The sequence below is a fragment of the Aeromonas sp. SrichE-2G genome (assembly GCF_017939565.1).
In the GTDB taxonomy this organism is placed as follows: domain Bacteria; phylum Pseudomonadota; class Gammaproteobacteria; order Enterobacterales; family Aeromonadaceae; genus Aeromonas; species Aeromonas taiwanensis.
Window position 1 is genome coordinate 270,282 of the sequence record NZ_JAGKRG010000004.1, and the last position, 13,519, is coordinate 283,800.

The 13,519-nt window shown below is 59.1% G+C and carries 12 protein-coding genes; 8 read left to right on the forward strand and 4 right to left on the reverse strand.

All coding sequences use genetic code 11. The annotated features are described in order from the left end of the window. Positions 1-87 precede the first annotated feature (87 nt). Together J9885_RS03335 and ptsG are read left to right on the forward strand one after the other, a co-directional pair. Entirely contained in the window at positions 88-1,059 is a 972-nt protein-coding gene (locus J9885_RS03335; protein ID WP_210548091.1) for a MalM family protein, read from the forward strand. Between the two features lie 428 nt (positions 1,060-1,487). After that, the gene (gene ptsG / locus J9885_RS03340; protein WP_043758701.1) at positions 1,488-2,921 is read left to right on the forward strand and encodes a PTS glucose transporter subunit IIBC; all 1,434 of its coding nucleotides are present in this window, start codon (positions 1,488-1,490) and stop codon (positions 2,919-2,921) included. A 151-nt stretch (positions 2,922-3,072) separates the two neighbouring features. Here ptsG and J9885_RS03345 read toward each other — a convergent pair whose 3' ends face one another. The 4 genes from J9885_RS03345 to map form a co-directional block, all read right to left on the reverse strand. Continuing rightward, entirely contained in the window at positions 3,073-3,456 is a 384-nt protein-coding gene (locus tag J9885_RS03345; protein ID WP_042074730.1) for a DUF3461 family protein, read from the reverse strand. Between the two features lie 266 nt (positions 3,457-3,722). Further along, positions 3,723-4,550, reverse strand: a complete 828-nt coding sequence (gene dapD, locus J9885_RS03350; protein ID WP_210548092.1) for a 2,3,4,5-tetrahydropyridine-2,6-dicarboxylate N-succinyltransferase — start codon at positions 4,548-4,550, stop codon at positions 3,723-3,725. Between the two features lie 180 nt (positions 4,551-4,730). Continuing rightward, positions 4,731-7,373, reverse strand: coding sequence for a bifunctional uridylyltransferase/uridylyl-removing protein GlnD (glnD, locus tag J9885_RS03355; RefSeq protein WP_210548093.1), 2,643 nt, complete (start codon positions 7,371-7,373; stop codon positions 4,731-4,733). A gap of 85 nt (positions 7,374-7,458) precedes the next feature. Then, positions 7,459-8,247: a type I methionyl aminopeptidase gene (gene map, locus J9885_RS03360; protein ID WP_043758708.1), complete on the reverse strand. Its 789-nt coding sequence runs from the start codon at positions 8,245-8,247 to the stop codon at positions 7,459-7,461. Positions 8,248-8,606: 359 nt separating this feature from the next. Here map and rpsB point away from each other — a divergent pair, with 359 nt between their 5' ends. The 6 genes from rpsB (at position 8,607) to J9885_RS03390 (ending at position 13,512) form a co-directional block, all read left to right on the forward strand. Continuing rightward, on the forward strand, positions 8,607-9,335 hold the full coding sequence (rpsB, locus tag J9885_RS03365) for a 30S ribosomal protein S2 (RefSeq protein ID WP_005343780.1): 729 nt from the start codon (positions 8,607-8,609) through the stop codon (positions 9,333-9,335). Positions 9,336-9,439: 104 nt separating this feature from the next. Then, positions 9,440-10,321 (forward strand): translation elongation factor Ts, encoded by an 882-nt coding sequence (tsf, locus tag J9885_RS03370; RefSeq protein WP_010673404.1) that lies wholly within the window; start codon positions 9,440-9,442, stop codon positions 10,319-10,321. Between the two features lie 71 nt (positions 10,322-10,392). Further along, on the forward strand, positions 10,393-11,127 hold the full coding sequence (pyrH, locus tag J9885_RS03375) for a UMP kinase (protein ID WP_043758712.1): 735 nt from the start codon (positions 10,393-10,395) through the stop codon (positions 11,125-11,127). A gap of 93 nt (positions 11,128-11,220) precedes the next feature. Further along, positions 11,221-11,778: a ribosome recycling factor gene (gene frr / locus J9885_RS03380; RefSeq protein WP_043758714.1), complete on the forward strand. Its 558-nt coding sequence runs from the start codon at positions 11,221-11,223 to the stop codon at positions 11,776-11,778. A 72-nt stretch (positions 11,779-11,850) separates the two neighbouring features. Further along, complete coding sequence (gene uppS / locus J9885_RS03385) at positions 11,851-12,627, forward strand: polyprenyl diphosphate synthase (RefSeq protein WP_210548094.1); 777 nt, start codon at positions 11,851-11,853, stop codon at positions 12,625-12,627. Positions 12,628-12,654: 27 nt separating this feature from the next. Further along, positions 12,655-13,512: a phosphatidate cytidylyltransferase gene (locus J9885_RS03390; RefSeq protein WP_210548095.1), complete on the forward strand. Its 858-nt coding sequence runs from the start codon at positions 12,655-12,657 to the stop codon at positions 13,510-13,512. Positions 13,513-13,519: the final 7 nt, after the last annotated feature.

Genomic DNA, 13,519 nt, shown 5'->3' on the forward strand with positions numbered 1-13,519 from the left:
GTATCTTCAGTTAAGTTAGTGACTGCCCCCTTATGGGGGCAGTTTTGTTTCGCTGGATTTGGCTATCGGGTTATGGAGATAAGAAGAATGAAACTGGTAAAGATGTCTATCGCGGCCGTGGTTACCGCGCTGTTGGCCGGCTGTTCCGGTAGCATGGTTGTGCCCGTGCAGGAGCACGCCTCCATCCTGAGCAATGCCGACCAGGCCAAGCAGGCGCTCTCCCAGACGACGAGCTGCTGCAAGGATTTCAACGAATTCAATTATGTTTCTCTGCCGGAAGGCGAGACGCTGCTGGCCATCGATGGCAAGCAGCCCAGTTATCAGTTTGACGAGGGGATGAGCTACTTTGCCGCCTATCGTCTTCCGGCCAATACCGGCAACCTGGCCATTACCCTGGCTTCCCAGGTGAGCAAGACGGTGCTGGTTCCCAAGGTGATCATGCTGGATGCCCAGTTCAAGGTAACGCGCGTGCTGGGTGAATCGGTATTTGCGTACCAGCCTGCCCACCTGCTCGACAACGACAGGATCGAAGGTCGGGTGTTCGTGGATCGCAGCATGCCGGGCAATCCCGCCAGCGAAACCTATATGGTTGTCTACGCACCGGCCGATGAGCTGTCCGGCAGCACCACCATCCTGCACCCCGCCAAGGCCTTTGCCCGCGCCAATGGCACGGTCGAACCGGATATCAAGGACCCCGTGATCCCGCATTCCCCCTGGGGCCTGGTACAGATCAAGGTGACGGATATGGCCAAGGGGCAAGGCCTGGAGGCCGTGTTCAAGCCGGAATACGCCGACAAGGTTGCCATGAGCCAGGCCAAGCCGGCCGCGACTGCCGTGGCTGCGACAGCGACTACGGCTGCAGTGGCCGCAGCTCCGAGCACGCCAGCTCCCGCCATGCTGAGCGAGACCGAGAGCTTCTACAACGCCCAGATCGAGAAGGCCGTGAAGGCCGGGGATATCGACAAGGCGATGCAGCTTGTGAGCGAGGCCGAGCGTGCCGGTTCAACCAAGGCGAAGTCCGTCTTTATTGATGCGGTTAAGCGCTCACAAAAGAACTAAATAACAGGGGTTATTTAAATTAATATTTGTTGGAGGCCTCCCTTGTTGGAGGCCTTTTTAATCGGTAGACTGGATAATATAAAACTGCAATAAGTTACATATAGTTACAATGGGTTTCGTTGGGTATTGTTTTGTTTCTGTGTGATTTATTCTGAAGTGGTTTTTTTCTTTTTGCGGCGAACCCATAACAATACGAAATAATATTCAAGATAGTCCCCTTCCTGCATATTTATTATCTTGTGATCTCTCCTCCAAATTTATTATTAGCTTGCTCTGGGCTAAGGCATTTCTAATTCTTCTGGGTTATATTCTGATGGTCAAAATAAGCAACCCGGGAAACGTCTTCGGTACTATCGCGGATGAAGAAAATCGTCATCCATAACCTGTACTGTGTCGTTGTCGGAAAAAATCCATTCAGGAGCGCACACATGTTCAAAAATGCTTTCTCTAATCTGCAAAAGGTCGGTAAGGCGCTGATGCTGCCAGTATCGGTCTTGCCCGTTGCAGGTATCCTGCTGGGGGTGGGTGCTGCCCACTTCAGCTGGCTGCCGGAAATCGTCTCCCAACTGATGGAGCAGGCCGGTGGTTCTGTCTTCGGTCAGATGGCCCTGCTGTTTGCCGTGGGCGTGGCCCTTGGCTTCACCAATAACGACGGTGTATCCGGCCTGTCCGCCATCGTCGGTTACGGCATCATGGTTGCCACCCTGAAGGTGATGGCCCCTGTGATGGGTGTCGAGAGCATCGATACCGGCGTACTGGGGGGTATCCTCGCCGGTGGTGTCGCTGCCTGGGCGTTCAACCGCTTCTACAAGATCCAGCTGCCCGAGTACCTCGGCTTCTTCGCTGGCAAACGTGCCGTTCCCATCATCACCGGCTTCGTTGCCATCGGTCTGGGTGTTCTGCTCTCCTTCATCTGGCCGCCGATCGGTGGTGCCATCGGTGCCTTCTCCGACTGGGCTGCCAACCAGAACCCGGTACTGGCCTTCGGTATCTACGGCGTGGTTGAGCGCTCCCTGATCCCGTTCGGTCTGCACCACATCTGGAACGTGCCGTTCTTCTACCAGGCTGGTACCTGTGTCAACGCCGCCGGTGAAACCGTACACGGCATCATGACCTGCTTCCTGACCGCTGATGACGCTACCCGCGCTGCCGGTAACGGCTTCGGTCAGCTGGCCGGTGGCTACCTGTTCAAGATGTTCGGTCTGCCTGCCGCTGCGTTTGCCATCGCACACGCTGCCAAGCCGGAAAACCGTGCCAAGATCGTTGGTATCATGGCCTCCGCAGCCCTGACCTCCTTCCTGACCGGTATCACAGAGCCTATCGAGTTCTCCTTCCTGTTCGTGGCTCCGGTGCTGTATGCCATCCACGCCCTGCTGGCTGGTCTGGCTTACGTGCTGACCAACATGCTGGGTGTCGTGCACGGCCACACCTTCTCCAACGGCTTCATCGATTTCATCGTACAATCCCCGCGTGCCAGCAACATGCTGCTGCTGGTGGGTCTGGGTCTGGTCTATGCCGCTGTCTACTACGTCGTATTCAGCTTCGTTATCCGCGCCATGAACCTGAAGACCCCGGGTCGCGAAGATGAGACCGCACAAGAGTCCTCTGCCGCTCAGAGCAAGGACGAGATGTCTGCCGCTCTGGTCTCTGCCTTCGGTGGCAAAGAGAACATCTCTTCCCTGGACGCCTGCATCACCCGTCTGCGTGTCGGTGTGAAGGACGTGGCCAAGGTTGACCAGGCTGGTCTGAAGAAGCTGGGCGCTGCCGGTGTTGTGGTTGCAGGTTCTGGTGTACAGGCCATCTTCGGCACCAAGTCCGACAACCTGAAAACCGACATGGACATCTGGATGAAGAGCAACTAATCCCTGCTTTCATACCGAGTTCCGAAAAGGGAGGCGCAAGCCTCCCTTTTTGCTGGGCGCGAGTCAGGAGAATTGCCGAGACGAGGTAGTCTGATCCCGGCGAAGAGGAACAAAAAAGGCGCCTGATGGCGCCTGATGCATTGGGAAGAGGCTAGAGCTTCTCGAGATCCCGCTCAATCTCGCTGATCTTGTTCTGTACCACCTTTTCCAGATGGCGCAGGTCGCGCAGTATCTTCTGCTTGATATCCGGGTCGGCCTGGGTCTGTCCGCCCTGGGTCAGACTGTCCAGCTCGTCCACCACGTATTTGAGGTTGGCGTTGATCTCGGTGACATCCTTGTATTCATGGGTGCCCGAGTTGACCAGCATGGTCTTGCGCTGACGGGGATACTTGAACTTGACGCTCTTGGCGAAAAACTCGCCCTTCTGCTTCTTGAAATAGATCTTGAGGATGTCGTGATTGGCTTCCTGGCGCAGGGTATAGCTGTCCACCGAGGTGGGCTCCTGGATCCCCAGGCTCTTCAGATTCTCGTACATCGGGCTTCCTTGGTTTGAAACGATCCTGACCCGTATATCTTACCCGAGTCGCGCCCGCTTGCCTGTGACAGGTGCGCCAAATTCAAGATGGCTTCAAAGCGGTCTTTTGTATCGACGAGCAAAGGGGGAGTGCCTCGCCAGCATGGCCATAGGCGGCATGCCTGGCAAGAGGGGCGTAGTGATAGAGGGGCAGGGGATCTGGCAGGCCCATGAGACCGGGCATGAAAAAGGGCACCAGAAGTGCCCTCGATGACATCGGCGAGGAATTACTCGTCGATGGAGCGCAGCAGGGCGTTGATCCCCACCTTGGCGCGGGTCTTGGCATCCACCTTCTTGACGATGACGGCCGCGTACAGGCTGTATTTGCCGCACTTGGAGGGCAGGGAGCCAGAGACGACCACGGAGCCTGCCGGGACGCGGCCGTAGTGGATCTCGCCGGTTTCACGGTCATAGATGCGGGTGGACTGGCCGATGAAGACGCCCATGGAGATGACGGAGCCCTCTTCCACGATCACGCCTTCCACCACCTCTGAACGGGCACCGATGAAGCAGTTGTCCTCGATGATGGTCGGGTTGGCCTGCAGCGGTTCCAGCACGCCGCCGATGCCGACGCCGCCGGAGAGATGCACGTTCTTGCCGATCTGGGCGCAGGAGCCCACGGTGGCCCAGGTGTCGACCATGGTGCCTTCATCGACGAAGGCGCCGATGTTGACGTAGGAGGGCATCAGCACGGTATTGGGGGCGATGAAGGAGCCCTTGCGAGCGGTGGCCGGCGGCACCACGCGCACACCGGCGGCCTTGAACTGCTCGGCACTGTAGTCGGAAAACTTGAGGGGAACCTTGTCGTAGTACTGGGCGTCGTCGCCCTTGATGATGCCGTTGTCATTGATGCGGAAGTAGAGCAGTACGGCCTTCTTCAGCCACTGGTGGACGACCCACTCGCCGGCGATCTTCTCGGCGACCCGGGCCTTGCCGGAGTCCAGCAGGTCGATGGCTTCCAGAATGGCGGCCTTGGTGGTGGCATCGACGGAGCCGGGAGTGATGGAGTCACGGCGCTCGAAGGCCGCTTCGATGGTCTGTTGCAACTGGGTCATGACAGGTTTCCTTTAAAAAATTCTGTTTGTTGTATCACACTTTTCCAATCGTTTTTAAGGGCTCTCTCCGATTTCTTCCGAAGAAAGGCGTTTTATTGTGCTTGAGTGGCCCAACCACTTGTTATGATTGAGAAATCAATACCATGAAAAAGCCTCTTATGAGGCTTTTTCATGGCCTGTTCAGCCCGCCTCATCACCGGGCTCCCTGGGATTGAGCTGGTTGACCAGCCTCTCTTCCAGCGCTTGCTGTTCGGCCTGGCTGAGGGGCTCCCCGGCCAGGGTGGTGAGGCTGAAGAAGTCCTCCACCCGCTCGCCTATGGTGGTGATCTTGGCCGCGTGGAGCGACAGCCCGCACTGCTGGAACACGGCGCCGATGCGTGCCAGCAGGCCCGGGGTATCCAGTGCCGTCAACTCCAGCAGGGTGTGGCGGTTTTCCCCCTTGTGGGGCAGAAACACCACCCGGGTCGGCACGCTGAACTGGCGGTGGCGCCGTGACAGGGGTTTGCTGCGCAGCACCAGCTTGCCCGGCTCCTGCAACGCCTTCTCCAGCGCCTTCTTGATGGTGGCGGTGCGGTTGGGGCTGATGGGCTCGCCGCTCGGCTCCAGCACGATGAAGGTATCCAGTACATAGTCGTTGCGCGAGTTCATGATCTGGGCGTCGTGGATGCTGAGGTTCTTTTGATCCAGCGCCGAGGCCACGGTGGCAAAGAGGTTGGGCATGTCGCGGCAATAGATGAACACCTCGCTGCCGCCGCGGATGGGGTGCTTGCCGATGAGCACCAGAGGGGCCGGATTGTCGCCATGGGCGATGATCTTGCGGCAATGCCAGGCGATCTGCTCCGGGCTGTGGCGCAGGAAGTAGTCGGCCTTGAAGTCGTTCCAGAGAGTGTTGACCGCCTCCAGAGGCACCTCGCGCTGGGCCAGGATCTGCCTGGCCTGGCGCTGGTTCTCGCGGATCTTGAGGCGCATGTCCGGCGGGTTCTCCAGCCCTTGGCGCAGGGCTTTCTGGGTGGCGAAATAGAGCTCCCGCAGCAGGGTTCCCTTCCAGTCGTTCCACAGGGTGTCGTTGGTGGCGCAGATGTCGGCCACGGTCAGGCAATAGAGCAGATCGAGGTGCAACTCGTCGCGCACCTTCTGGGCAAAGTCGGTTACCACGTCCGGGTCGTAGATGTCGCGGCGCTGGGCGGTCACCGACATCAACAGGTGGTGGCGCACCAGCCAGGCGACCAGCCGGCTCTCGTAACGATCCAGCCCGTGCAACTGACAGAACTCCAGCGCATCGACGGCGCCGAGTTCGGAGTGATCCCCCCGCCGTCCCTTGGCGATGTCGTGGAACAGGGCGGCGATGCTGAGCAGCTCGGGTTTGCGCAGCTGGGTGAACACCTCGTGGCAGAGCGGGTGCGTCTGGCGGCTGGCCGGGTTGGGGAAACGGTGGATGTTCTGGAGCAGGCGATGGGTGTGTTCGTCCACCGTGTAGGCGTGGAACATGTCGAACTGCATCTGTCCGACGATGAGATTCCATTGGGGCAAGTAGGCCGCCAGGATCCCGTATTTGTGCATGAGCGTGAGCGGCTGGCCGATGCCGTTGGGGTGGCGCAGGAGCGCCATGAAGAGGCGGCGGCACTCGGGCAGATCCTGCAGCCAGCAGCTCAGGGTACGCCTGGCCTCACGCAACTGGCGCAGGGTGGCGGAGTGGATGCCGGCGATCTCCGGGTGCTGGGCTATCTGGTAGAAGAGGCGCAGGATGGCGGCGTGATCCCGACCGAACAGCTCGGAGTCCACCGCATCGATGAGGCGGCCACGCAGCTGGAATTCGTCGCTGATGCGGCGCACGTCCATGGCAGTGTTGCCGAGGATCGCCTCGTCAAACAGCTGCAGCAGCATCTCGTTGAGCTCGGCTACGCGCCGCACCGTCTGGTAGAAGCGCTTCATCATCTGTTCTACCGGGCCGTTGCCTTCCCCCTCGAAGCCCAGCATCTGGGCCACGGTGCGCTGGCGGTCGAACAGCAGGCGGTTGTCCCCCTTGTTGATGGCCATGTGCAGGGCGAAGCGCACCTTCCACAGGAAGTTCTGGCAGTCGAGCAGCTCGCGATACTCGGCGCGGTTCAGAAAACCGTGGCTGGTCATCTCGAACAGGGTGGTGGCGCCAAAGTGGCGGCGGGCGACCCAGGCCAGAGTCTGGATATCGCGAAGACCCCCGGGGTTGTTCTTGAGATCCGGCTCCAGCTTGTAGGCGGTGCCGAGGAACTGCTGGTGACGCAGGGTCTGCTCTTCGCGCTTGGCCCGAAAGAAGGATTCGCTCGGCCAAAAGTGCTGGGGCTGGGTGGCGGCCTGCAACTGCTCGAAGCCCGCCAGACGGCCGGTGATATAGCGTGCCTCGATGAGGTTGGTGGCGACCGTGATGTCGGCACGCCCCTGCTCGATGCACTCGGCCACGTTGCGCACCGACTGGCCGACCTCCAGCTTGAGATCCCACAAGAGGGTGATGAACTCGCCGATACGCAGTCCCAGCACCTCGTCCAGCTCATCCCCTTCGTAGAGCAGCAGCAGGTCGATGTCGGAGTGGGGGTGCAGCTCGCCCCGGCCATAACCCCCCACCGCGATCAGGGTGAGTTCCGTCTTGTCGAACCCGAACTTGTGCCACAGCCGGGTCAGCAGCGCATCCATGTATTCGGAGCGGGTGGCCACCAGTTCGATGATGTTGTCACCGGCATCGAAGCGCTCGTGCAGCCAGCCGAGAAAACGGCTCAGGTACTCCTTGCAGTTCTCGCGGGTGAGCTGATCGTCGGGCAGCAGATGGGGGGAAAGCAGGCTGGCGTCCATGGCGTCTCACACTCTTGTCGCAGGCCGCCGTGCGGGGCCTGCGGCTGATAAAAACAAAACCCCGGCGAGGGGCCGGGGTTTGATGTTAACCGTGTTTGATGAGACGGTCGATAGTGTCGTCCGGGCGCAGGGTCAGCACCTCGCAGCCATCCTCGGTCACCAGCAGGGTGTGCTCCCACTGGGCGGAGTCGCCGCCGTCCTTGGTGGTGACGGTCCAGCCATCCTTCGGATTGACCTTGCAGTGGTACTTCTTGCTATTGACCATGGGCTCGATGGTGAAGCACATGCCCGCTTTCAGCTCCAGCTTGCCGCCGTTGCGGTAGTGCAGGATCTGCGGCTCTTCGTGGAACTCGGCACCGATGCCGTGGCCGCAGTAGTCGCGTACCACGGAGAAACCGGCCTGCTCGACGATGGGCTGGATCACGGCGCCGATCTCGGTGATGCAGGCACCCGGACGCACCTTCTTGATGGCGGCGTAGAGGCTATCTTGGGCAATCTTGCACAGCTGGCGGCGCAGGGGCGTGGTCTGGCCCACGATGAACATGGCGGAGGTGTCGCCGTGGTAGCCATCCTTGATGACGGTGATGTCCAGGTTGATGATGTCCCCTTCCCGCAGCTTCTTGTGGTTGGGAATGCCGTGGCAGATCACGTCGTTGACCGAGGTGCAGATTGACTTGGGGAAGCCGTGGTAATTGAGCGGTGCGGGAATGGCCTGCTGTACGTCGACGATGTAGTCGTGGCACAGGGTGTTCAGTTCATCTGTGGTGACGCCTGCCTTGACGTGGGGGGCGATCATGACCAGCACGTCGGCAGCCAGCTGGCCGGCAACGCGCATCTTTTCAATCTCTTCCGGTGTCTTGATTTTAATGGACATGGGATCTCTCTTGGGGCCCGGTTGCGCATCCTGGCGATGACCAGCAACCGGGTAATGAAAAATAGATGCGTTTGCAATCAGGGCGAAATTTTATCCCCAACCCCCGTTTACTTCCAGTGTGATCGTCATCGCAACGTCATCCAGCGGTCGCACCCTGTGCAGGGATCCATTTTTAGCGCTGCCGCTGGTGGTGTCGTGACCAAACTTATGGTATAAAGCGCGCCGGAATGGGGAACTCGTGTCCCCCTCCATCACCCTTACTTAAACAACACACACACATCGACACCTGTACCGGGGTGCCCCCTTGGGGTCGGTTACATGGGATGTGTGGAGGCCTAACCCCAATACAGAGGTATAAAATGGCTAAAGTTTCTATGCGCGACATGCTGCAAGCCGGCGTTCACTTCGGTCACCAGACTCGTTACTGGAACCCGAAAATGAAGTCCTACATCTTCGGCGCCCGCAGCAAGGTTCACATCATCAACCTGGAAAAAACCGTTCCGATGTTTGACGATGCCATGAACTTCATCAGCTCCGTAGCTGCCAAGAAAGGCAAGGTACTGTTCGTTGGTACCAAGCGTGCCGCGTCTGAAGCCGTTAAAGAAGCCGCTGAGCGTTGCGACCAGTTCTATGTTAACCACCGCTGGCTGGGCGGCATGCTGACCAACTGGAAAACCGTTCGTCAGTCCATCAAGCGCCTGAAAGATCTGGAAACCCAGAGCCAGGACGGCACCTTCGACAAGCTGACCAAGAAAGAGGCGCTGATGCGTACTCGCGAAATGGAAAAGCTGGAGAAGAGCCTGGGTGGTATCAAGAACATGGGCGGCCTGCCTGACGTTCTGTTCGTTGTCGATGCCGACCACGAGCACATCGCTATCAAAGAAGCCAACAACCTGGGTATCCCGGTAGTTTCCATCGTTGATACCAACTCCAACCCGGACGGCGTTGACTATGTCATCCCGGGTAACGACGACGCTATCCGTGCCGTACAGCTGTACCTGAACGCTGCTGCTGACACCGTTCTGGAAGCCCGCGAGCAGGACATCGTTGTTCAAGCCGAACAAGATGGCTTCGTTGAAGCTGAGTAATTGATAAGGACTGAAAAGCCCTTATTAACCAAGCTGATGTAATTGGTTAGCAGGGGCCCTTGTGGCCCCTGTTTCTTGTCAATTCAAGACCGAGGATACTGGACATGGCAAACATTTCTGCCGCCCTGGTAAAAGAACTGCGCGAGCGCACCGCCGCTGGCATGATGGATTGCAAAAAAGCGCTGGAAGAAGCCAACGGTGATATCGAGCTGGCTATCGAAAACATGCGTAAATCCGGTCAGGCCAAGGCCGCCAAGAAAGCGGGCCGTATCGCCGCTGAAGGTGTGATCTTCGCCCGTACCGAAGGCAACGTTGCCGTCATGATCGAGCTGAACTGCGAGACTGACTTCGTTTCCAAGGATGCCGGTTTCCTGGCCATGGGTCAGAAGATCGTCGAGATCGCTGCTACCCAGAAAATCGCTGACGTTGACGCGCTGAAAGCCGCCGACTTCGGTAACGGTGAGTCCGTAGAGCTGACCATCACCAACCTGATCGCCAAGATCGGTGAGAACATGAACCTGCGTCGCGTGATGTTGGTTGAAGGTGACAACCTGGGCACCTACGTTCACGGCTCCCGTATCGGTGTTATCACCAAGCTGGTCGGCGGTACCGACGAGCTGGCCAAAGATCTGGCCATGCACGTTGCTGCCAACAGCCCGCAATTCGTCAAGCCCGAAGACGTGTCTGCTGAAGTCGTTGCCAAAGAGCGCGAAATCCAGATCGACATCGCCATCAACTCCGGCAAGCCGAAAGAGATCGCCGAGAAGATGGTTGAAGGCCGCATGAAGAAGTTCACCGGTGAGGTTTCCCTGACTGGTCAGCCGTTCGTGAAAGATCCTTCCATGACCGTTGCCGAGCTGCTGAAGAAAGAAGGCGCTGACGTTGTTTCCTTCACCCGTTTCGAAGTGGGCGAAGGCATCGAGAAGCAAGAGACCGACTTCGCTGCTGAAGTAGCAGCCCAGATCGCGGCCGCTCAGAAGGCCTAATCGAACCGGTTTTTCCGTTTCCCCAGACCGCGACTTATGTCGCGGTCTTTATATGACCAGGAATCAGTGACATGAGTACCAATCCCAAGCCTGCATACAGACGTGTTCTTCTGAAGTTGAGTGGTGAAGCCCTGCAAGGATCCGAGGGTTTCGGCATTGATCCGGCGGTGCTGGAACGGATGGCCCAAGAGATCAAAGAGCTGGTTGAGCTGGGTGTTCAGGTCGGTCTGGTCATCGGCGGCGGCAACCTGTTCCGTGGTGCCGGTCTTGCCAAGGCGGGCATGAACCGCGTGGTGGGTGACCACATGGGCATGCTGGCGACCGTCATGAACGGCCTGGCCATGCGTGATGCCCTGCATCGTGCTTATGTGAATGCCCGCCTGATGTCTGCCATCTCCCTGCAGGGGGTCTGCGACTCCTACAGCTGGGCCGAGGCCATCAGCCAGCTGCGTGCCGGCAAGGTGGTGATCTTCTCCGCCGGTACCGGCAACCCCTTCTTTACCACCGACTCCGCAGCCTGCCTGCGCGGCATCGAGATCGAAGCCGACGTGGTGCTGAAAGCCACCAAGGTCGATGGTGTGTTCACCGACGATCCGGTCAAGAACCCGGATGCAGTGCTCTATCAGGAACTGAGTTATGATGAAGTTCTTGAAAAAGAACTCAAAGTGATGGATCTTGCTGCTTTTACCCTGGCCCGCGACCACGATCTGCCGATCCGGGTGTTCAACATGAACAAACCGGGCGCGCTGCGCCGGGTGATCATGGGCGAGCCGGAAGGTACCCTGATCCACCAGGGCAGCAAGTAAGGCAAGTGTGAGCCCTGCTCGCTTGTCCATTACGCCAGTCAACAAGATAGATACGGGCCGCCCGCCGGCTCGTTCGCCAAAAGGAAAACCACTGTGATCAACGAGATTAAAAACGACGCCAAGGACCGCATGGGCAAAAGCGTAGAGTCGCTCAAGACCCAGATGTCCAAGATCCGTACCGGTCGTGCTCACCCGAGCCTGCTCGACGGCATCCAGGTGGAGTATTACGGTGCTGCCACTCCTCTGAAGCAGTTGGCCAACGTGGTGGCAGAAGATGCCCGTACCCTCTCCATTTCCATCTTCGATCGCTCCATGATCCAGGCGGTGGAAAAAGCCATCCTGACCTCCGATCTGGGCCTGAACCCGTCCAGCAACGGCCAGACCCTGCGCGTGCCGCTGCCGCCGCTGACCGAAGAGCGTCGCCGCGATCTGACCAAGATCGTCCGTGCCGAAGCCGAAGGTGCCCGCGTCGCCATTCGCAACATCCGTCGCGATGCCAACGCCGACCTGAAGGCCCTGCTCAAAGACAAAGAGATCTCCGAAGACGACGACCGTCGTGCCCAGGAAGAGATCCAGAAGCTGACCGATACCTTCATCAAGCTGGTGGATGACGCCCTGGTTGCGAAGGAAAAGGAGCTAATGGAAATCTAAGCCTCCGACAGGTATATTACGAGCGCCGTGTAGTGCCCCTGCACGGCGCTTTTGTCTTTGTGGGAGAAATGAATGTCGCTTTTGGCTGCGCTTGGCGATAGCGCCGGCTCGTCCTTGCCTCGTCACGTCGCCATCATCATGGATGGCAATGGTCGCTGGGCCCAGAACCGCGGCAAGATGCGGGTCTCCGGTCACAAGGCGGGCGTGAAATCCGTGCGTGAGGCCGTGTCCTTTGCCGCCCGTGCCAAGATGGAGGCGCTGACCCTGTTTGCGTTTTCCAGCGAAAACTGGCGCCGCCCCGAGGGGGAGGTCAATGCCCTCATGGAGCTCTTCATGACAGTGCTGGGGCGTGAGGTACAAAAACTGCACGAAAACGGGATCCGTCTCAAGGTGATCGGCGATATCTCTCGTTTTAGTGAACGATTGCAGACCAAGATCGCCAAGGCCGAGGCCCTGACCGCCGACAACCGGGGGTTGACCCTCAACATCGCCGCCAACTATGGCGGTCAGTGGGACATCGCCCAGGCGGCCCGCAAGCTGGCCCGGGCCGTGGCCGCAGGCGAGCTGGATGCCGAGGCGGTCGACGAGGCTGCACTGGGACGCGAGGTCTGCATGGCCGACCTGCCGCCGGTGGATCTGCTGATCCGCACCGGTGGGGATCATCGCATCAGCAACTTCGTGTTGTGGCAGCTTGCCTATGCGGAACTCTATTTTACCCCGGTCCTGTGGCCCGATTTCGACGAGGCCGAGTTCAGTGGGGCAGTTGCCTCCTTCGTTGCTCGCGAGCGTCGTTTTGGGTGTACGGGTGAACAGATCCGGGAATTGATCGCCGCGCAACAGACCGGCTAAACCCCGCTCCCAAGAGAGAGGTTTCTTTTGCTAAAACAACGAATTATTACAGCACTACTGTTAGTGCCCCTGGTGTTGGGGGCGCTGTTTTTCCTGCCATTGAAATTCTTTGCCCTGCTCGCCGCCCTGGTCTTTCTGCTGGCGAGCCGTGAGTGGAGTGCCTTCGTTTCTGCCCAGCCGCAGCAGTGGCTGCCGCTGGTGTTCTGCCTGTTGCTCGGGGCCAGCCTGTTCTGGGTGCCGGTGGAACAACTCTGGATCCCCCAACTGCATCCGCTGGTGATGGGCGTGCTCTGGACCGCCGTCAGCTGGTGGCTGCTGGGGCTGCTGCTGGTGCTGCGCTACCCGCGCAGTGCCAGGCTGTGGCGAGAGTCCATCTGGCTCAAGTCCCTGTTCGGCCTGGTGACCCTGGTGCCCTTCTTCTGGTCCCTGGTGGCCATCCGTGGCTACAACTTCTACCACGACCCCATGATGGGGGCCTGGATCCTGCTGTTCGTGATGGGGCTGGTCTGGGCGGCAGATTCTGGCGCGTATTTCTTCGGCAAGGCGTTCGGCAAGCACAAGCTGGCACCGTCCGTCAGCCCGGGCAAGACCATCGAAGGCATGCTGGGCGGCCTGTTCACCGCCAGCCTTCTGGCCGTGGGCGTGACCTGGTTCATGGGGTTCGTGCCTGCCAAGATGGTGACAGTGCTGCTCTGCTCCCTGCTGGCGGTGCTGGCATCCGTACTCGGTGATCTCACCGAGAGCATGTTCAAGCGGGAGGCCGGCATCAAGGATTCCGGTACCCTGTTGCCAGGCCACGGCGGCATCCTCGATCGCATCGACAGCCTGACGGCGGCCCTGCCGGTGTTCCTGCTCAGCTACCTGTTGCTCGGTCAGGAGTTTTGATGCCTCG